The sequence below is a fragment of the Truepera radiovictrix DSM 17093 genome, assembly GCF_000092425.1.
Lineage (GTDB): Bacteria > Deinococcota > Deinococci > Deinococcales > Trueperaceae > Truepera > Truepera radiovictrix.
Map to the genome: position 1 here is coordinate 254515 of NC_014221.1, position 17487 is coordinate 272001.

Genomic DNA, 17487 nt, shown 5'->3' on the forward strand with positions numbered 1-17487 from the left:
GCGCCGACCCAAAACGGCGCTACGAGGCCCGGTAGAGCCTTGTTTCTTTCGTGACCGTGACGTTCGTGCGCTTGTAGGGGGCGACGGGGTTGAGGATGTTGCGGCACTGCGGGTTGACGCAGCCGGGGCAGCGAAACCCGTACATCTTGCTGCACGCCTCGCCCGACTGCAGGTGCTCGTAGACGATCTCGGCGAGCGCGTCCTGAAAGAGCGGCAGCCCGTTGAGCGCCGGGGCGCGCTTGTAGTTGGTGATGCCGACCTTGTGCGCGAGCTCGCCGTACTCGATGTCGAGCTCGTGCAGCGTCTCGATGTGGTCGCTGGTAAAGGCGATGCCGACGACGAGCACGTTGCGGCGCTTTTTGTGGCCGAGCTCCTCGATCACCGTCTCTGTACTCGGGCCGAGCCACGGCACCGGTCCGACCTCGGACTGGTACGAGATCAGGTACTCGTAGGCGTAACCGAGGCGCTTCATCACCTCGTGGGTGGTCGCGCCGACCTCGGCGGGGTAGGCGTCGCCGCGGTTGATCACGCTTAAGGGCAGCGAGTGGGCGCTAAAGACGATGACGACGTCGTCGCGGTCGCGCTCGCTAAACTGCTCGAGCCCCTGTTTGACGGTCTCGGTCATCGCCTCGATAAAGCGCGGGTGCGTCGGCCAGCGGTCGATCACGCTCCACTGAAAGGCGCTCTGCAACCCGAGGCGGCGCGCCGCGCGCCACACCTCGTTTAGTGACGAACCGGTGGTCGCGCAGGAGAACTGCGGGTACTGGGTAAAGGCGACCGCCCGCGTCACGCCGTCTTCGTGCATCGCCCGCAGCGCGTCCTCGGTAAAGGGGTCGATGTAGCGAAACGCCACGTAGAACTTGTGGGGCGCCGTCTCGGGCGACATCGCGTCGAGGCGGCGGCACATCCCCTCGCCCTGCTCGCGCGTCCACTTGAGGATCGGGCTGCCGCCGCCGATATCGCGGTAGTTGTCCTGCACGCTCTTGGTGCGGCGTTTGGCGATAAAGGGGCCCAAGACGTTTTGGGCGGGGAGCTGGATGATCTCGCGGTCTTCAAAGAGCTTGAGCAAAAAGGGCTGCACTTCGTCCAGGTTTTTCGGACCGCCCAGGTTCATCATGACGATTCCGGTGGGGCCTCGGGTCATAGCGCAGCATACCTTTAGACGTCTAGGACGTGTGTCCCGCGGCGACACGGCGTTTGCAGGGGTGCGCTCGAGCGCCACGCAAAAAGCCCCACCGCGCGGTGGGGCTGTCGGGTCGTCGGTAAGGGGTTACTTCGCCTTGTTGTAGAGCTTCTGGGCGATCTCGAAGATCTCTTCGGGGTGAAACTCCGGCGCGAACGACTCGCCGATGGGGTCGAGGCGCGCGAGGTGCCCCCCCTCGGGCGGGCCGTCGACGACCTCGAGCGGACCGCTACCGTCGGGCGACTCACCCTGCCAGATGTGGGCGATGTCGCGGTAGTCGTTCGGGCTAAAGCGGTAGAGCTTGCGGTGCGACCCTTCGGCCTCGAACTTGCGCGCTTCGGGGAAGAGCGAGTTGTCGAGTTTGGGGATCGGGAGCATTTTCGACATCTCGACGCCGGTCAGCGTTTCGAGCGCCTTGGCGTAGGCGAGCGCGTGCACCCCGCCGCGGACGAAGAGGTAGCCGAGCATCTGGCGCGCGACCGGGTTGTCGGTCATCTCGTACACCCGCAGCTTCTGGGTGCGGGCGCCGTTTTCCAGGAAGAAGTTGTGCAGCAAGTCGAGGATAAGGTTGCCGCTCGAGAACACGTAGTCGCCACTCCAGGCCTGACCGAGCGAGTTGGCCGGCAAGATGGTCTGGCCGCTAGCGATGAAGTGGTGCGGGTTGCCCGCGTCTTTGGCGAACCCGAGCGGGGTGCCCGTCGGGTCGGGGGTTTCGCTGGGGCGCTCGGGCCCGTTGAGGAGGGAGTTCACCGTGGCCGCGACCAACTCGATGTGGCCGAGCTCCTCGGTAGCGATGTTGGCGATGAGGTCGTAGTAGGGTTTGAGCTTTTCGCGGCCGCGGAAGTTGAACGACTGATAGGTGTAGTTCATCAGCGTCGACATCTCGCCGAAGCGACCACCCATCAGCTCCTGTACGCGGATAGCGGCGTTGGGGTCGGCCTCGCGCGCCGCGGGCATCTCGATCTGCAGCTTGTCGATGCGTAAGTACATCCTGACCTCCTCCTGTTGGGTGTCCCCGGGGGGTTTCCCTTAGGGCCCTCTTACTGTAGCGAACGGAGCGTCATCATTCAAATCGATGGTCGCTATGGTTTAATAGAAACTAGCGATGACACTCACCCAGCTCAAGTACCTGGTCGCCGTGGCCGAAACGGGACACTTCGCCGAGGCGGCGCAGCGCTGCGGGGTCACCCAACCGACCCTAAGCATGCAGCTGCAAAAGTTGGAGCGCTCGCTCGGCATCGTGCTCTTTGATCGTCGCAAAAAACCCGTCGAACCGACCGAAGCGGGGGCTACACTCGTCGCGCAGGCGCGGCGGGTGCTGCACGAGTGCGCGCGCCTCGAGGGGCTCGCCCAAGAGGCGCGCGGCACCGTCACGGGCGAGCTGCGCCTAGGGATCTTACCGACGCTCGCCCCCTATCTGCTGCCTTTGGTCGTCCCCCGCTTTCTGCGGCGCTACCCCGGCGTTCACCTGCGCGTCCGCGAGGCGACCACCGCGCAACTCATCGGCGAGCTCGTGGGTAACGGGCTCGACCTCGGCCTCGCGTCGGACCACGAGCCGCACGCAGCGCTCCTCTCGCAGCCCCTCTTCCGGGAGCCGTTCGTCGCCTTTCTCGCGCCCGAGCACCGCCTCGCCCCCCACCGCGAGATCCCGACGAGCGCGCTGCACGTCAGCGACATGTGGCTCCTCAGCGAGGGGCACTGTTTGCGCGACCAGACCCTGAGGCTCTGTCGAGGGGGGGAGCTCGCCTGCGGGACGCGCCGCTCGCTGCACTTCGAGAGCGGCAACCTGCAGACGCTCGTCAAACTGGTCAAGCAGAGCGGGGGGATGACGCTGCTCCCTCTGCTCGCCACCCTGGATCTCAGCGACGGCGAGCGGCGCACCTACGTGCGGCCGCTCGTCCCGACGCCGCAGCGCGAGGTGTGGGCGCTCACCAGCCGCACCTCCGCCCAACGCCCGCTCTTCCGGGCGTTTATCACGACCGTTTTGGAGGCGCTGCCGGAGAACCTCGCGGCCCTCTAGACGCCGCGACTTAAGCGACCTGGCGCGGGGTGCGCAGCGCTCGGTGAGCGCCGCTTGCGGGCGCTAGGGGAGCCTCTCGCTCCCGGCGCTCGCCCAGTCGCGCGGTTGGAGAAAGGCCAGCATCGCCGCCTCGGGGCTCCCCGGTTCGGGCGCGTAGTCAAACGCCCAGTGAGCAAAGGGCGGCATGGACATGAGGATCGCCTCGATGTTGCCCCCCGTCTGGAGGCCAAAGAGCGTGCCGCGGTCGTACACCAGGTTGAACTCGACGTAGCGGCCCCGCCGCAGGAGCTGCCAGCGCCGCTCACGTTCGCCGTAGGGGGTGGCGTGGCGCCGCGCTAGAAGCGGCAGATAGGCCTCCAGAATGGTGTCTAGACCGTCGGCGACGAAGGCGAAGTCGCGCTCGAAGTCCCCTTGGCCTATGGGCGACAGCTCGTCGAAGAAGATCCCCCCGACGCCGCGCATCTCGCCGCGGTGGCGGATAAAGAAGTAGTCGTCGCAGGCCCGTTTGAGCGTCTCGTAGTCGCCGACGTCGTGGCGGTCGCACTGCGCTTTAAGGGTGCGGTGAAAGTGGATGACGTCCTCCTCGAAGGGGTAGTTGGGCGTCATGTCGGCGCCGCCGCCGAACCACCAGACCCGAGGCGCTATCTCGTGACCCCGAGAGGAGACCTCGGTCACCTCAAAGTAGCGGTAGTTGGCGTGAAAGGCGGGCGCGTAGGGGTTGAGCGGGTGGAGCACCATCGAAAGACCCGTGGCGAAAAAGGGTTTGCCTTCGGTGCCGGGGTGGGTCGCCGCGAGGCTCGGCGGCACCGCGTCGCCGCAAACCGCCGAGACGTTGATGCCGCCGCGCTCCAAGACGCGCCCCCCCTCGAGCACCTTGGCCGTCCCCCCACCGCCGCCGGGGCGCTCCCAGGTGTGCGGCCGGAAGGTCGCCTGGCCGTCGAGCGCCTCGAAAGCGGCGGTGAGTCTGGCCTGCGCCGCGCGCATAAGCGCGACCACGCGCTCTCGGCGGCTCGTCGTTGCGGGTGCGGCTAGGTGGCTCGTCAACGGTTCAGGCATGGCTGAGCTCCTCTGGCGTGGTGTGGGCGCGCCGGTCAAACTCCCGCACGACCGCGACGAGCTGCGCTAGGCGCTCGGGGTCGGTCTGCCGCATGATGCCGTGGCCCAGGTTGAAGATGTGCGGTCCGCCGAGGCCCTCGCGCAGCACCCGCTCGGCCTCCGCGCGCAGCACCCCTTCGGGTGCGAGCAGCACCGCGGGGTCGAGGTTGCCCTGGAGCGTTTTGCCGGGCAGCAGCGGCCTGACGTGCGAGAGCGGGACGCGCCAGTCGACGCTGACGACCTCGCACGGCAGGTCTTTGATCTCCCCGTAGAGGTGCAGCGCGCCGACGGCGATGTAGAGCCTGGGGACGCCGAACGCGGCGAGCGCCTCGAAGATGCGGGTGTTGTACGGTTTGGCGAACTCGCGGTAGACGCGCGCGTCGTGCAGCCCCGCCCACGAGTCGAAGAGCTGCACCGCCTGCGCGCCCGCCTGGAGCTGCACCTTGAGGTAGCGCACCGAGAGGTCGGTGAGTTTGTCGAGCAGGGCGTGCGCCGTCTCGGGGGCGTAGCGCAGGAACTGGCGAAACTCGTCGTAGTCCTTGGAGCCGCTCCCCTGTACGAGATAGGTCGCGAGCGTCAGGGGGGCGCCGCCGAAGCCGATTAAAGGCACCGGGCTCTCGGCGCGGATCAGCCGGATCGCCTCGGCGACGAAGGGGGCGATCTCGCCCCCTTCGGGGACGCGCAGCGCGCGCACCTGCTGGGCGCTGCGCACGGGCTCTTTGAGCACGGGGCCGGGGGAGAAGTCGATCTCGACGCCCATCGGCGGCAGGGGCGTCATGATGTCTTGAAACAAGATGGCGGCGTCGAGGTCGAAGCGGCGCAGGGGTTGGAGGGTCACTTCAGCGGCCAGCTCGGGGGTGCGGCACATCTCCCAGAAGCTGTAGCGCGCTCGGAGCGCGCGGTACTCGCTCAAGTAGCGCCCCGCTTGGCGCATGATCCAGATGGGGGCGCGCGCCGTGTCCTGACCGCGCGCCGCCTCGAGAAAAAGGCTCATGCCCCTAGTGTACGGCCGCGTTAGCGCTTAAGGGGTTGGACAAATGTCCAGCTTCCCTAGGCCCCGGCGGGCGTGGCGGCGCCCTAGCGCGCCGGTTTTTGCTGCGCGGGTGCTTGTCGGGCGCCCAGCGAGCCACGGGCCACAGGCCACCGACCCCTTGCGGACGCTCCAGGTACGCGCGAGGGAGGCAACGGAGCCTAGGCCTCCCCCTCGGGAGTAAAGCGGTACCCCACCCCCCACACGGTGTGGAAGTAGATCGGGCGCGCCGGGTCCGGCTCGAAAAGGCGGCGCAGGCGTACGACGAAGTTGTCCACGGTGCGGCTGCTCGGGAAGGCGTCGTCGCCCCACACGGCGTCTAAGATGTCGTCGCGGCTCACGACCTCGCCGCGGCGGCTGCTGAGAAGCTGCAGGATCTTGAGTTCACGCTCGCTTAGGAGCTCGGTGCGCCCGTCGGCGAGCGAGGCGGTCCAGCTGCGAAAGTCGACCGTGTGGCCGCCGAAGCGCAGCGCGGTGTCGGAGGCGGCGGCGCTCGCCCCGTGCTCCCCGCCCCAACCGCGGCGCCGCAGGAGGTTCTCGACGCGCAGCAAAAATTCGGGGAGGTGAAAGGGTTTGGGGAGGTAGTCGTCGCCCCCCGCGCGCAGCCCCGCGACGCGGTCTTCGGGGTGCCCTTTGGCGCTCAAAAAGAGCACCGGGGTGGCGTCGCCCTCCGTGCGGCGGGTGCGGCAGAGGTCGAAGCCGGAGAGCTGCGGCAGCATCACGTCCAAGATGACCAGATCCGGGCGCTCCGCGCGCCAACGCTCGAGCCCGCTCGGGCCGTCGCTCGCGACCAGGGTGCGGTAGCCCTCGTCGCGCAGGTTGTCGGCGACAACCTCGGCGATGGCGCGTTCGTCCTCGACGATAAGGATCGTGGCGCGCTCGGTGGTGTGCTGCTTGCGGGTGGACGTCGTGGGGAGGGTCATCGGGTCATGTCCTGGGGGGTGAGCGACGGAGTGCGTTCGGGGGTGGCGGCGCCGACGCGTTTGGGCAGCACCACGCTAAAGCGGCTGCCCCGCCCGGTCCGCGGGTCGAGGGGGGCGTCGCAGCGGACCCAGCCGTTCATCACTTCGGTCACCGAGCGTACCAGGTGGAGCCCCAACCCGACGCCCGAGGTGGCCCGCGTGAGCTCGTCGCCGACGCGGTAGAAGGGGTCGAAGATGCGCCGCCTCTCCCCCTCGCGCAGCCCGACGCCCCGGTCCTCGACGTGCAGCACGGCGAGGTGGCGCTGCCCCTCGAGCCTAATGGTGATGGGTTTGTCGGCCTCGGGGGTGTACTTAACGGCGTTGTCGAGGAGGTTGTTGAGCACGATGGCGAAAGCCGCGGGGTCGAGCGAGACGGGGAGCGCTTCGGGGCAGTAGTGCACCTTAAGGCGGGCGCCGCGCGCCTCTAAGCCGCCCTGGAGGGGCGCGAGCGCCTCGCGCAGGGCGTCGTTGAGGTCGACCTCGCGGAGCCGGCTGACCGCCAGGGCGTGCTCGAGCCGCGCCGCCGCGAGGACCTGTTCGCTGGTGGCCTCGAGGCGGCGCAGCTCGCTATTCATCCGCTCGAGGTAGTCGCGCTGTTTGGCCGGGCTCAGCGAGCGGTAGAGCACGCTCTCGAGGAGCAGCTTAAGGGTGCTCAAGGGGGTCTTGAATTCGTGCGACACGGCGTTGAGAAAGTTTTGCTGGCGGCGTTTGAGGTCGCGTTCGGCGCGCAGCGAGAGCGCGATGAAGTAGAGCCCGGCGAGCATCACGAGCACGTAAAAGGGCCCCTCGAAGGCGAACATGCGCAGGTGCCCCGTCTGCGCGTCGCGAAAGGCGCGCAGCTGCGCGGGGTCGACCTCGGCCCGCACGAAGCCCTCGGGGGTGCTCACCAGGCGCAGGTGCGGGTAGGTGGCTTCGATCTGCGCCCTGACGGCGCTTTCATCGTCAAACGCGAGCAACAGGTTGACCGTCGCCGCGTCGCGCTGCCACGCCGAGAGCGTCTCGCGCGTGACCCGCGCGATGTAGCGCTGCTGAAAGACGATCCACCACGTCACCTGAGCGAGCAGAAAAACGACCACCACGCCGAACGCGATGCGGGTCGCGGTTTGGGAGGTGAGCCGGAGGCGCTTCACCCCCTTAGTCTTTCACACACGGCCCCCTCACGCTGTTACGCAGCTCAGCCGAGCCAGCCCTTTGCGGCGGCCTCGAGGGCGTAGTAGGTGATGATCAGGTCGGCGCCCGCGCGTTTAATCGCCCAGAGGCTCTCCTGCACGGCGCTCGCTTCGTCGAGAGCACCCGCGCGCGCCGCCGCCTTGAGCGCCGCGTACTCCCCCGAGACGTGGTAAGCGGCTAGCGGCAAGGGGGTCGCGGCGCGCATCCGCCAGAGGACGTCGAGGTAAGCCAGCGCGGGTTTGACCATCAGCATGTCCGCCCCTTCGGCCTCGTCGAGGGCGGTTTCGACGAGGCCCTCGCGGGCGTTGCGGGGGTCCATCTGGTAGGTGCGGCGGTCTCTGGGGGGGAGCATCCCGTCGGGGGACGTCCCCCCCTGGGGCGCCGAGCCCGCCGCCTCGCGGAAGGGCCCGTAGAACGCCGAGGCGTACTTGACGGTGTAGGCCAAGATGCCGACCCCCGTGAAACCGGCGCGGTCGAGCGCGCCGCGCAGGTAGCCGACGCGCCCGTCCATCATGTCCGAGGGGGAGACGAGGTCGGCGCCCGCCTCGGCGTGCGTCACGGCCATCTCGGCTAGGGCGGCGAGGCTCGAGTCGTTGTCGATGACGACCCCGCGCGGCGTCGCCTTGAGGAGCCCGCAGTGGCCGTGGTCGGTGTAGCCGCAGAGGCACACGTCGGTGATCAACACGAGGTCGCTGCCAAAAGCGCGCCGCGCCTCGCGCAGCGCCCGCGCGACGGGACCCTGGGGGTCAGCCGCGCGCACGCCGCGGGGGTCTTTGTCCGCCGCACCGAGGACGCCGAAGAGCACGGCGGCGCGGACGCCAAGCTCGAGGCCCCGCTCGAGCTGCCGCAAAAGCCTGTCGACGCTGAGGCGCGAGACCCCCGGGAGCGCCCCGATGGGTTCTTCGGCGCCGGACCCCGCGATCACGAAGAAGGGGGCGATGAGGTCGCTCGGCGCGAGGCGCGTCTCGGCGACCAGGTCGCGCAGCGCGGGGCTCGCGCGGAGCCGCCGCGGGCGCCGCGGGAGGGCGAGGGGGCTGTGGGGTTCGGGCGCGGTGTTGGGTGGGGCGTGCGGTTGGGGCTTGGGGGGCGTCATAACGACCTCTCGGCGGTGGGGGGGTGGGTGTGGAGAGCGGCCCGCAGCACGGCCTCGGTGACCCCGCTGACGTCAGGTGTGGGCGCTCGGCAAGCGCGCCAGCCCCGCGCCGCGAGCGCCCGCTCGGTGCTCGGCCCGAGCGCGACGAGCCGCGCGCGCTCCCCGACGGTTTGTGGCAGCGCCGCTGCGGCCGACGGGCTCGCGAGCACGATGATGGTGGTCTCAGCCCCCCCTAGGGTGAGGGTGTCCGGCCACGCCCGCGCCACGGTCTCGTATAGCGGGAGGCGCGTGACGGCAAAACCGGCGCGCGCCAACCCCTCGGGGAGGGTGGGGAGCGCGTCCAGGGCGCACGGGAGGCCGACGCGCGCGGGGGGGGAGACGCGCTCGACAAAGCGCGCCAAGAGCCCCTCGGCGTTCGGCGGGTCGCCCACGAGCTGGGCGCGCCCCCCGTGCGCGGCAAGCTCGCGCGCCGTCGCCTCACCGACCGCGCCCAGGCGCGGCCGCGCGCCTGCGAGCGGGAGCCCCAGCGCGCACCACGCCGCTACCGCGCTCCGGCTCGTAAAGAGCAGCCAGTCGCAGCCTAAGAGCTCCCTGGCAGCGCGCGCCGACACGGGCAGGGGGCGCGTCGCGATGAGTGGCAGGTGGACGGGCTGGAACCCGCGCGCCGCGAGCGCTTCGGCGAGCCCCTCCAACCGCCCTTCGGCGTGCGTGAGCAGGACCGTCGGCGCCACTACGGCTCCTTGGCGGCGGCGCGCGCCGGGGCGGGGCGCCCGAGCGCGTCGAAGGCGAGGTAGGCCGCCCCCTCGGCGCTGCGGTGCTTGACCGTGACCCGCTCCCCCTCGTACCAGGCGGTCAGCTCGAGCTCGCCCCCTTGCAGCGCGGCGTAGGCGCCGAGGGCGAGCTGGCAGCCGCCCTGGAGCATCCCCATAAGGCCCCGCTCGGCGGCGACGGTTTGGTAGGCGTCGGGCGCGTGCAGCTCGGTGAGGAGCGCGGCGAGCTCGGCGTCGCCCCGCCGGATCTCGAGCGCCAGCGCGCCCTGCGCGGGGGCGGGGACGAAGCGCTTGGGGTCGAGCGGGTAGACGGTGAGGTCGCTCAGGTCGAGCGCCAAGCGCGCGAGCCCGGCGGCCGCGAGCACGACGGCGTCGTAACGCCCCTCGCGCAAGGCGCGCACGCGGGTCGGGACGTTGCCGCGCAGCTCGGCGACGCGCACGTCTGGCCGGAGGTGCCGGAGCTGCGCCTGCCGCCGCGCGGCGCTCGTCCCGACCACGGCGCCCTCTACGAGGGGGAGCGCCGCGCTCTCGGGCCGGGCGGCGCCGGGGCGGACGAGGAGCACGTCGCGCGGGTCCTCACGCTCGGTGACGGCGGCGAGCTCGAGCCCCGCTAGGCGCGCGCTCGGCAGGTCCTTGTGCGAGTGCACCGCGACGTCCGCGCGCCCCTCCAAGACAGCGTCTTGCACGGCTTTGGTGAAAAAGCCCTGCCCCGGCATCAGCCGGAAGGGGGTGCCCGCCTCTTGGGTGCGGTCGCCTTGGGTGTCTAGGGGGACGAGTTCGGTCGCGACGCCGAGCGCCGCCAAGCGCTCGCGGACCCAGGTCGCCTGCCAGAGCGCCAACGCGCTTTTACGCGTGGCGATCCGGACGACGCCGGTGTAGCGCGCCCGCGGCAGGTCGGCTAGAGGGCTAAAAGACCTACTCACGGGAGGCGTCCGCGGCGTACGCCTCGCCGAGGCGGAGCTCACCGAGCCCCGCTTCGGCCAGAAACATCTGCGCCGCCTCGAGCCCGTAGGTGCGGGCGACGGCGCGCAACCCCTTGACCGGCACGTGGGCGAAGCGGTGGGCGAGGCGGGCGGCCTCCTCGCTGCCGACGCCGTCGCCTAAAGCGTCGAGCGTGGTCGCGAGGTAGAGCTGCCGAAGCCGCTGGATGGAGGGGCCGAGCTGCCGCTCCGTCCACGCCTCGAGGGCCCCCTCCAGCGCCTCCTGGAGGATCACCTCGGCCGCGGCGAGCTTCTCTTGAAGCGCCTCGCGCCGCGTCCGGCCCGCCGCCTGCAGCGTGTCGACGTCGAGCACGCGGACGCGCGAGGCCTCAATGACCTCGGGGTGGACGTTGCGCGGCACCCCGAGGTCAATGATCAGCTTGAGCTCGGGGAGCCGCTGCACGAGCAAGGGGTCGATCAGCGCGCGCACCGGCGTCGCGCACACCAAGGCGTCGACGGGGGGCGGCGCTGCCAGAAACGCTTCGAGGCTCGAGCTGCGCGCACCCAGGTGCCGCGCGAGCTGCCGCGCCCGCGGGGCGCTGCGGTTGACGATGAGGAGGTCGAAGCCGGGCTCGCTGGCGAGCGTCTTCGCGGCGAGCGACCCCATCTCCCCAGCGCCGAGCACCGCCACCGAACCCCCTTGGGGGAGCGCGCGCAACAGGTCGGGCCGTGCGAGGCTAAAAAGCGAGGTTTTAAGGGGCGCTAGGGCGACCTCGCGGCGCACCTTTTTGGCGATGCGCAGGGCCGTGTGAAAGGCGAACGAGGTCAAAGGCCCCGTGCTGCCGGCCGCCTGCGCGGCCGCGAACGCGCTCCGGACCTGCGCCATGATCTGGTCCTCGCCCGGGTTGAGCGAGTCGAGCGAGGCGGCGATGCGGGTGAGCTGCTCCAAGGCCCCGTCGCCCGTGTAGGCGTACGGGCGGCAGAGCTGCCCAGTCGGGGTCAGCAGCGCCCGAGCCTGCGCGACGTCCATGGTTTTGGGTAGAGCGACGACCACATCCCAGCGGTTGCAGGTGACGATAGGCACCCACTCGGCGAAGCCCAGGCCTGCAAGCTCGCTGTAAGGGGGTTTAAAGGCCGCCTGCCAGGCTTCGAGGGCGGCGGCTCCGCCGCGCCGGTGCGATACGCCGATAAGCGCTAAACGTTCCACTGTCTTTAGTGTAATCGGAATGATTTTGAGAGGGTGTCACCAAAGTGTCACAGCCGCCGGTGCGCGCTGCGGCCGTGACAAGCACTTTGGGCATGGGCTTAAGATAGCCGAACCCCACCGCCGGCGCGCCACGGACAAATGTCACGCACGCACGCGCGCGTGGCACCCCCAACTCGCGGCGCGAGAACGATCAAACCGCGCTCATAGCACGTCGCACGCGCGCGGCGACCCTACATGCGACGAAAGGCTCGCCGCACCGCCTTATAGGGGCTCCTCGCCGCTAATGTCGGGCATCGCGGCGGCGGCGCCGAGCGGGTTGGAGACGGCGTGCCGCGCGCGCGCCCAGGCCTCTTTGAGGGCGTGCTCCTCGGGGGAGAGCAGCTCCTCGGGGGTGTCGGCGTAAGCGCCGACCTCGTCGGCTTTGACCTTCAAGATGTCGTTTAAAACCCGGTGCAGAGCGTTACGCACCTCGAGCCCCTCGCGGAGTAGGTCCTGCAACTCGAGCACCCGCCCGACCAGCTCGCTGTGGCTCATCGCCTCGAGCTCCTCCCGCGTGCGCTGCATACAAACCTCCTTAGGTGGGTCGCTCGCCGACCTCGGTTCAGAGAATCTTACTGAAGTGCGCGCGGGGGATGCTATAGCGTTTCGGGCCGCTCGGGCCCGCACCGCGGCGCTAGCGCCAGGGGAAACCGATGCCGCGCCACGCGAAGCGCACCTGCCGCAGCACGTCGCGGGTGCGCCACGCGTTCGTCTCCTCGACGGGTTTGAGAAGGCGCCACGCCTGCATCCGCAGCGCTCCGGAGAGCAGGAACAGGGTGTGAAAGCCCGTCCAGGTAAAGCCCAAGAGCTCCCCCTCGAGCCTCGAGAGGGCGAGCAGCAGCGGCCCCGAGAGGGTGCCGCCGACAAAGCCCGCGACGCCGGTTGCAAAGCTGTACATGGCGATAAAGGCGGTGCGGTTGTCTTTGGGGGCGCTCACCAGGGCCAGGTTGAAGATGGCGGGGCCGATGGCGCCCCACGCGAGCGCGTCGAATACGGCGCTCAACCATACCGGCCAGAGGTGCGTTGCGGTCGCTAGCATCCAGCTTAGGGGCATTGCGGTACCCGCGAGCGTGGTGCCGATGGCGAGCACCGCTTTGTTGCCGTAGCGGTCGGCGACGTGGCCCCAAAACGAGGTCGTCAGGAGCGCCGTGCAGGAGGCGATGGCGCTCCAGAGGGCGATCTGGGTAAAGCTCATCTGGAGGTGCTGCAAAAAGTAGGTAAAGACAAAGGGCGCGGCGAGCATCACGGCGGCCTGCCAGTAGATGCCGAAGAGGAGGAAGCGGCGGAAGTTCGGGTGCTGCCACGGCGTGCGAAAGGTCTCCCGAAACCCCGGACGCGCGCCCAAGGTCTGCGGTTCGTAGTGAAAGAGGAGGAGCACGACGCCCACAAGGGCCGCGCCGACGCCGACGCCGAGGACGACCTGAAAGTTGAGCGGCGCCTGAAGCCGGTCCAAGAGCCACCCAGCGCCTAGGTTGGCGACCATCCCCACGACCCCGACGACCCCCGTGCGGAAGCCGAAGTAGCGCCCGCGCCGCCCTTCGGGGACGACCTCACCCAGCCAAGACGCCCAGAGCGTCGCGGTGCTCGCCTGGAAAAAGCTCGAGACCATCACCAGCAGCACGATAAAAGCGGGCCGCTGCGCTTCGGGTACCCCCAACAGGGGTAAAAAGGCGGCGAGCAGCCAGAGCCCGCGCCCCAAAAGGGCGGTGAGCGCCGTGAGCAGCTTGAGGCGCCCGAACAGCGCCGCGCCCCACGCTGCCAAGGGGCTCGCGACCTGCGCGAGCATCGGCACGCTCCCGATGAGGCCGATTTCGGTCGGTGAGGCGCCTAGGTGCAGGGCGTAACCGACGATGACGCTGCCCGTCGTCCAGTTGAGAAACGCCTGGGTCAGCCCCCCTTCGACGACCGAGAGGCGCAGGGTGCGCCGCACCTGCGCCGGTGTCGGCGCCTTTCGTGCCTGCACCGTGCGTACCGGTGTCGTGCGTGCTGCCTCCGGCAAGGGTGTGGGCGAGGCGTCCGGTGCTGCGGGGGGTGTCGGGAGGGCCACCGGTGATGAGGTGCCATGGGGGACGCTCGCGGCGGGGGCGGCGTCGGCGAGGGGGGTCGGAAGCTGCTGAAGGGGGGCGTCGGTAGGGGGGCGGGGCGGCGTCATAACCGCCCCTCACTCTACGCCTCCCACCATGAAAAGTGAACACAACTGAACGTCAGCGAACACCCTTTTGATCCCCTCGCCGGCGCGGTAGGGAGCGGCAGCCGCCACGCCCGTCCCCGCCGCCGCTGACCGGACACGTTTGCGCTGAAGAGCTGCGCGCTATACTCGGCAGCATGTTCGAGATCTTTCCAGCGGTCGACATCCAAGGGGGGCGGGCGGTGCGCCTCGTCGAGGGGCGCGCCGAGGACGAGACCGTGTACTTCGACAACCCCGTAGACGCGGCGCGGCACTGGGTCGACCGCGGGGCGACCTGGTTGCACCTCGTCGACCTAGACGCGGCCTTCGGGCGGGGGGACAACCGAGAGGTCATCGCGCGGATCGCCAAGCTGCCCTGCAAGTGCGAAGTCGGCGGCGGCGTGCGCAGTTTCGAGGCTGCCGAACGCCTCTTGGACGTCGTCGAGCGGGTGATCCTCGGTACCGCCGCGGTCACGCACCCGGAGCTTCTCGACGCGCTTTTGGCGCGCTACGGCGCCGAGCGCGTCGCGGTCTCCATAGACGCCAAAGGCGGCCTCGTGGCCGTCAAAGGCTGGACGGAGACGAGCGCGGTCGCTGCGACGGTGCTCGCCGAGCGCGTGACGGCGCAGGGGGTGAGGCACCTGATCTACACCGACGTCGCGCGCGACGGGACGCTTTTGGGCGTCGACCCGGAGCCGGTCAGCTTGATGCGCCGCGCGTGCCCGCACACGCTCGTCGCGGGGGGTGGGGTGGCGAGCGAGCGCGACCTCGAGCTCTACGAGAGCCTGGGGCTCAACGGGGCGATCGTCGGCAAAGCGCTCTACGAGGGGCGGGTCCGCTATCCCCGAGCTGCCTGAAGTCGAGACGGTGCGCCGCGAGCTCGAGCCCTACGTCCGGGGTCGGGTGATCCTCGCAGCCACCCTCGTCGACGCCCCCCCGGGGCCCAAGTACGCTCGGCTGGAGCGCGCCGTGGGCCAGCGCATCCTGGCGGTGACGCGGCGCGGCAAGTTTTTGATCCTCCCCCTGTCGGGGGGGGACGACCTGATCATTCACCTCGGGATGACGGGTATTTTGAGCCCCGAGCCCGCGCCCAAGCACGTCCGCGTGCGGCTCGAGCTCTCCGAGGGGGGCGCGCTCTACTTTCGGGACGCGCGGCGCTTCGGCCGCTTTCTGGTGGTGCCCTCGGGCGCCTACGAGGCGCTGCCGACTTTGAGCGCGATGGGGCCCGAACCCTTGAGCGCGGCCTTTACGGGGGACGCGCTCTACCGGGCGCTGCAGCGCTCGCGCACGCCCATCAAACCCTTTTTGCTCTCGCAAAAACCGGTCTCGGGGGTCGGCAACATCTACGCCGACGAGGCGCTCTGGCGCGCGCGCATCCACCCCTTGACGCCCGCTAACGAGGTCTCTAGAGCCAAAGCGGCGCAGCTCGCTGGGGCCATCCGTGAGGTTCTGGCGGCGAGCTTGCGCGCCAAAGGGACGACGTTGCAGGACTACCGCACGGTCAACGGCGAGGTGGGCGCCTACGCGCTCCAGCTGCAGGCCTACGGCCGCGCCGAAAAACCGTGCCCGCGCTGCGGGAGTCCGCTGCGCAAAGTGACCCTCGGGGGGCGCGGTACGCACTTTTGCGCGCGCTGCCAACGCCCACCCAGAGCGCGCCCGGGCGCACCGTAGCGGGGGCTCTACAGGGCGCGCCGACGGGGGCCCTACGATGGGGCCATGCCTCACCGGACCGACATCCAGGTGCGCTTTAGCGACACCGACGCCCAGGGCCACCTCAACAACACTGCCTACGCCGTCTACGCCGAACTCGCCCGCGCCGACCTCTTAGACGCGCTGCGCGGCCCCGACACCTACCTCTTGCTCGCCGAGATGACGCTGCGCTTTCAGAGCCAGGTGCGCTTCGGCCAAGCGGTGCACGTCACGACCGACGTCCAGGAGGTCGGGGAGAGCAGCGTGACGCTCGAGCAGACCGTCTACGCCGACGACGAGGCCGCGGCGACGGTCACCTCGGTCGTGGTGCTTTTCGACGCGCGCGCGCAGGCGCCCAAAGCGTTTCCAGAGCGCGTCAGGAAGCGCCTCGAGGCGGGCGAGCCGCTCGGCTAGGGGCTCCAGCGGTACCCCACGAGCCAAGGGCTACAGACCACGGGCCACTCACCCATAGAGCCGCTACTGGCAGCTTCACCTCCTACCGCCGTCCTTTCGGAACGCGCGCGCAGAGCGAGCTCTGCTCATGCGCCGTAGCTAACCGGGCGACCCCCGCTAGCGTAAGCGGCGCCAACGTTTTTACCACCACCAAGAGCGCGCGCCCGCCGCGAAGCGGCGGCGCGGTATCCTCACCTTCTATGGAACCCTTTCGCACCGACATCCAAGTGCGCTTTAGCGACACCGACGCCTTGGGGCACCTCAACAACATCGCCTACGCCCTCTACGCCGAGCAGGCGCGCGTCGACCTCTTTAACCGCGTGCTCCCCCGCGAGGGCCGCGGGAGCGTGTTCGTCATCCTGGCGCACATCGCGCTCGACTTTCTGCGGCAGATCCGCTTCGGCGAGGCGGTCTACGTCATGACGCGGGTCAGCAAACTCGGCCGCACGAGCGTCACGCTCGACCAGGAGGTGTACGCCGACGATGAGCTCGCCGCCAAGGTGCGTTCGGTCGTGGTGCTCTTCGACTTTAAGGCGCAACAACCCACCCCCTTGCCCGAGGCGCTGCGCGCGCAGCTCGAGCCCGCTAAAGAACCGGCTTAAGACCCCTCTCGGTCGCGAGGTGCGTCACGCGCCGGTCGTGCCTCTCGGCGGGGAGCTGCGCCACGACGAGCGCCTCCGGCACGACCCCGACGATCGCTACGCCGGGGCGCAGCTGCGGGAGCAGGCGGTCGTAAAAACCCTTGCCGTAGCCCAGGCGGTGGCCTTGGGGGTCGAACGCGAGCCCCGGAACGAACGCGAGGTCAATGCGCTCGGGTGGGGTGGGGGCGCTCGGCGGCGGCTGCAAAAAGCCGTAGGGGTGCCTTCGGAGCTCACCGCCCGCCCCTAGCGGGTGGACCGTGAGCGCGCCGTCGCTACCGGTTCGCGTGGCGTAAAAGGTCTTGTGCGGGGCCGCCTCGAGGAGCCCGCCCAGCTCGAGCTCGCCGCCGAAGGCGAGGTAGATGAGTACATGCTGGGCCGCCCCAAACGTGGGCCAGGCGAGCACGTGTTGGACGACCCGCTGGCTCAAGGCGGCGGTCTCCAGCTTCGCGCGCACCCCCTTGGCCCAGCGGCGGAGCCGCCCCTTTTCCCGCTGCGCGCTACTCACGTACCGACCTGCGTGCTGCGCCACGCTACCAGTGTACCGGGTCGTGCCGGACTCAAAGCCCCTCTATCGCCGGCGGGTGAGCGCGGCGCATACTGGTGCTATGGCGACAAAAACCACCACCGTCTATCACCTCGTCGACAAACGCTTTGTCGGCATCACCCCCGAAGGCCAGCGCGTCATGATCGACGGCGAGACCCACGCGCAGACCGGGATGCGGCCGATGGAGCTCCTTTTAAACGCCCTCGGCGCGTGCGCGGCTTATGACATCGTAGAGATGCTTAAAAAGCGCCGCCTCGAGGTGCGCAGCTACCACATCGAGCTCACCGGCGAGCGGCCCGACGCGACCCCCGCGCCCTACACCCGCATCCACGCCAAACACGTCTTCGACGTCCCTGGCCTCGACGAAAAGACGGCGACGCGCTTTGTCGACCTCGGGATGAACAAGTACTGCTCGGTGGCGGCGAGCCTCAACGCGGCGATCTCGTTTGAGGTGCACCTGCAGGCTGCTGAAGGGGTGCGCGCTACAACGTAGAGCGGAGCGGA

General features: G+C 69.6%; 19 protein-coding genes. 6 read left to right on the plus strand and 13 right to left on the minus strand.

All coding sequences use genetic code 11. The features are described from left to right. Positions 1-19: 19 nt before the first annotated feature. Positions 20-1144, minus strand: a complete 1125-nt coding sequence (gene hemH / locus TRAD_RS01110) for a ferrochelatase (protein ID WP_083770705.1) — start codon at positions 1142-1144, stop codon at positions 20-22. Between the two features lie 126 nt (positions 1145-1270). Next, entirely contained in the window at positions 1271-2173 is a 903-nt protein-coding gene (locus TRAD_RS01115; RefSeq protein WP_013176739.1) for a manganese catalase family protein, read from the minus strand. A 115-nt stretch (positions 2174-2288) separates the two neighbouring features. Between TRAD_RS01115 and TRAD_RS01120 the strand changes: the two genes are divergently transcribed. Beyond that, positions 2289-3203 (plus strand): LysR family transcriptional regulator, encoded by a 915-nt coding sequence (locus TRAD_RS01120; RefSeq protein ID WP_013176740.1) that lies wholly within the window; start codon positions 2289-2291, stop codon positions 3201-3203. A gap of 63 nt (positions 3204-3266) precedes the next feature. Here TRAD_RS01120 and hemF read toward each other — a convergent pair whose 3' ends face one another. The 10 genes from hemF to TRAD_RS01170 all read right to left on the minus strand — a co-directional run bounded on the left by hemF (position 3267) and on the right by TRAD_RS01170 (position 13641). After that, positions 3267-4259 (minus strand): oxygen-dependent coproporphyrinogen oxidase, encoded by a 993-nt coding sequence (gene hemF, locus TRAD_RS01125; protein WP_013176741.1) that lies wholly within the window; start codon positions 4257-4259, stop codon positions 3267-3269. After that, positions 4252-5292: a uroporphyrinogen decarboxylase gene (gene hemE, locus TRAD_RS01130; protein ID WP_013176742.1), complete on the minus strand. Its 1041-nt coding sequence runs from the start codon at positions 5290-5292 to the stop codon at positions 4252-4254. The genes hemF and hemE overlap by 8 nt, the downstream gene beginning before the upstream one ends. 197 nt (positions 5293-5489) lie before the next feature. Beyond that, positions 5490-6251 (minus strand): response regulator transcription factor, encoded by a 762-nt coding sequence (locus TRAD_RS01135; RefSeq protein ID WP_013176743.1) that lies wholly within the window; start codon positions 6249-6251, stop codon positions 5490-5492. Beyond that, the gene (locus tag TRAD_RS01140; RefSeq protein WP_013176744.1) at positions 6248-7420 is read right to left on the minus strand and encodes a sensor histidine kinase; all 1173 of its coding nucleotides are present in this window, start codon (positions 7418-7420) and stop codon (positions 6248-6250) included. Before TRAD_RS01140 ends, TRAD_RS01135 begins: the two co-directional genes overlap by 4 nt. Before the next feature lie 44 nt (positions 7421-7464). After that, positions 7465-8553: a porphobilinogen synthase gene (hemB, locus tag TRAD_RS01145; RefSeq protein ID WP_013176745.1), complete on the minus strand. Its 1089-nt coding sequence runs from the start codon at positions 8551-8553 to the stop codon at positions 7465-7467. Beyond that, entirely contained in the window at positions 8550-9284 is a 735-nt protein-coding gene (locus tag TRAD_RS01150) for a uroporphyrinogen-III synthase (protein WP_013176746.1), read from the minus strand. The genes hemB and TRAD_RS01150 overlap by 4 nt, the downstream gene beginning before the upstream one ends. Further along, a complete protein-coding gene (hemC, locus tag TRAD_RS01155; RefSeq protein WP_013176747.1) occupies positions 9284-10246 on the minus strand; it encodes a hydroxymethylbilane synthase in 963 nt (320 codons plus the stop codon). The genes TRAD_RS01150 and hemC overlap by 1 nt, the downstream gene beginning before the upstream one ends. Beyond that, positions 10239-11450 (minus strand): Rossmann-fold NAD(P)-binding domain-containing protein, encoded by a 1212-nt coding sequence (locus TRAD_RS01160; RefSeq protein WP_013176748.1) that lies wholly within the window; start codon positions 11448-11450, stop codon positions 10239-10241. Before TRAD_RS01160 ends, hemC begins: the two co-directional genes overlap by 8 nt. Before the next feature lie 261 nt (positions 11451-11711). Beyond that, positions 11712-12014 (minus strand): hypothetical protein, encoded by a 303-nt coding sequence (locus tag TRAD_RS01165; protein WP_013176749.1) that lies wholly within the window; start codon positions 12012-12014, stop codon positions 11712-11714. Positions 12015-12123: 109 nt separating this feature from the next. Further along, positions 12124-13641 (minus strand): MFS transporter, encoded by a 1518-nt coding sequence (locus TRAD_RS01170; protein WP_013176750.1) that lies wholly within the window; start codon positions 13639-13641, stop codon positions 12124-12126. Positions 13642-13814: 173 nt separating this feature from the next. Here TRAD_RS01170 and hisA point away from each other — a divergent pair, with 173 nt between their 5' ends. The 4 genes from hisA (at position 13815) to TRAD_RS01190 (ending at position 16400) form a co-directional block, all read left to right on the plus strand. After that, positions 13815-14513, plus strand: a complete 699-nt coding sequence (gene hisA / locus TRAD_RS01175) for a 1-(5-phosphoribosyl)-5-[(5-phosphoribosylamino)methylideneamino]imidazole-4-carboxamide isomerase (protein WP_013176751.1) — start codon at positions 13815-13817, stop codon at positions 14511-14513. Positions 14514-14523: 10 nt separating this feature from the next. Continuing rightward, positions 14524-15327: a bifunctional DNA-formamidopyrimidine glycosylase/DNA-(apurinic or apyrimidinic site) lyase gene (gene mutM, locus TRAD_RS01180; protein ID WP_013176752.1), complete on the plus strand. Its 804-nt coding sequence runs from the start codon at positions 14524-14526 to the stop codon at positions 15325-15327. 45 nt (positions 15328-15372) lie between these two features. Continuing rightward, on the plus strand, positions 15373-15759 hold the full coding sequence (locus TRAD_RS01185) for an acyl-CoA thioesterase (protein WP_013176753.1): 387 nt from the start codon (positions 15373-15375) through the stop codon (positions 15757-15759). 239 nt (positions 15760-15998) lie between these two features. After that, positions 15999-16400, plus strand: coding sequence for an acyl-CoA thioesterase (locus TRAD_RS01190; RefSeq protein WP_013176754.1), 402 nt, complete (start codon positions 15999-16001; stop codon positions 16398-16400). Here the strand turns inward: TRAD_RS01190 and TRAD_RS01195 are convergent. Continuing rightward, on the minus strand, positions 16384-16968 hold the full coding sequence (locus TRAD_RS01195) for a 5-formyltetrahydrofolate cyclo-ligase (RefSeq protein ID WP_221401625.1): 585 nt from the start codon (positions 16966-16968) through the stop codon (positions 16384-16386). The two genes, TRAD_RS01190 and TRAD_RS01195, sit on opposite strands and share 17 nt — an antisense overlap. Before the next feature lie 76 nt (positions 16969-17044). Between TRAD_RS01195 and TRAD_RS01200 the strand changes: the two genes are divergently transcribed. Beyond that, positions 17045-17476, plus strand: coding sequence for an OsmC family protein (locus TRAD_RS01200; protein WP_013176756.1), 432 nt, complete (start codon positions 17045-17047; stop codon positions 17474-17476). The last annotated feature ends 11 nt before the right edge of the window (positions 17477-17487 follow it).

What these genes read in the sequence shown, in the direction of transcription:
- hemH (WP_083770705.1), bottom strand. Translation starts at nt 1,144, where the DNA reads ATGACCCGAGGCCCCACCGGAATCGTCATGATGAACCTGGGCGGTCCG.
- TRAD_RS01115 (WP_013176739.1), bottom strand. Translation starts at nt 2,173, where the DNA reads ATGTACTTACGCATCGACAAGCTGCAGATCGAGATGCCCGCGGCGCGC.
- TRAD_RS01120 (WP_013176740.1), top strand. Translation starts at nt 2,289, where the DNA reads ATGACACTCACCCAGCTCAAGTACCTGGTCGCCGTGGCCGAAACGGGA.
- hemF (WP_013176741.1), bottom strand. Translation starts at nt 4,259, where the DNA reads ATGCCTGAACCGTTGACGAGCCACCTAGCCGCACCCGCAACGACGAGC.
- hemE (WP_013176742.1), bottom strand. Translation starts at nt 5,292, where the DNA reads ATGAGCCTTTTTCTCGAGGCGGCGCGCGGTCAGGACACGGCGCGCGCC.
- TRAD_RS01135 (WP_013176743.1), bottom strand. Translation starts at nt 6,251, where the DNA reads ATGACCCTCCCCACGACGTCCACCCGCAAGCAGCACACCACCGAGCGC.
- hemB (WP_013176745.1), bottom strand. Translation starts at nt 8,553, where the DNA reads ATGACGCCCCCCAAGCCCCAACCGCACGCCCCACCCAACACCGCGCCC.
- TRAD_RS01165 (WP_013176749.1), bottom strand. Translation starts at nt 12,014, where the DNA reads ATGCAGCGCACGCGGGAGGAGCTCGAGGCGATGAGCCACAGCGAGCTG.
- TRAD_RS01170 (WP_013176750.1), bottom strand. Translation starts at nt 13,641, where the DNA reads ATGACGCCGCCCCGCCCCCCTACCGACGCCCCCCTTCAGCAGCTTCCG.
- hisA (WP_013176751.1), top strand. Translation starts at nt 13,815, where the DNA reads ATGTTCGAGATCTTTCCAGCGGTCGACATCCAAGGGGGGCGGGCGGTG.
- TRAD_RS01185 (WP_013176753.1), top strand. Translation starts at nt 15,373, where the DNA reads ATGCCTCACCGGACCGACATCCAGGTGCGCTTTAGCGACACCGACGCC.
- TRAD_RS01190 (WP_013176754.1), top strand. Translation starts at nt 15,999, where the DNA reads ATGGAACCCTTTCGCACCGACATCCAAGTGCGCTTTAGCGACACCGAC.
- TRAD_RS01200 (WP_013176756.1), top strand. Translation starts at nt 17,045, where the DNA reads ATGGCGACAAAAACCACCACCGTCTATCACCTCGTCGACAAACGCTTT.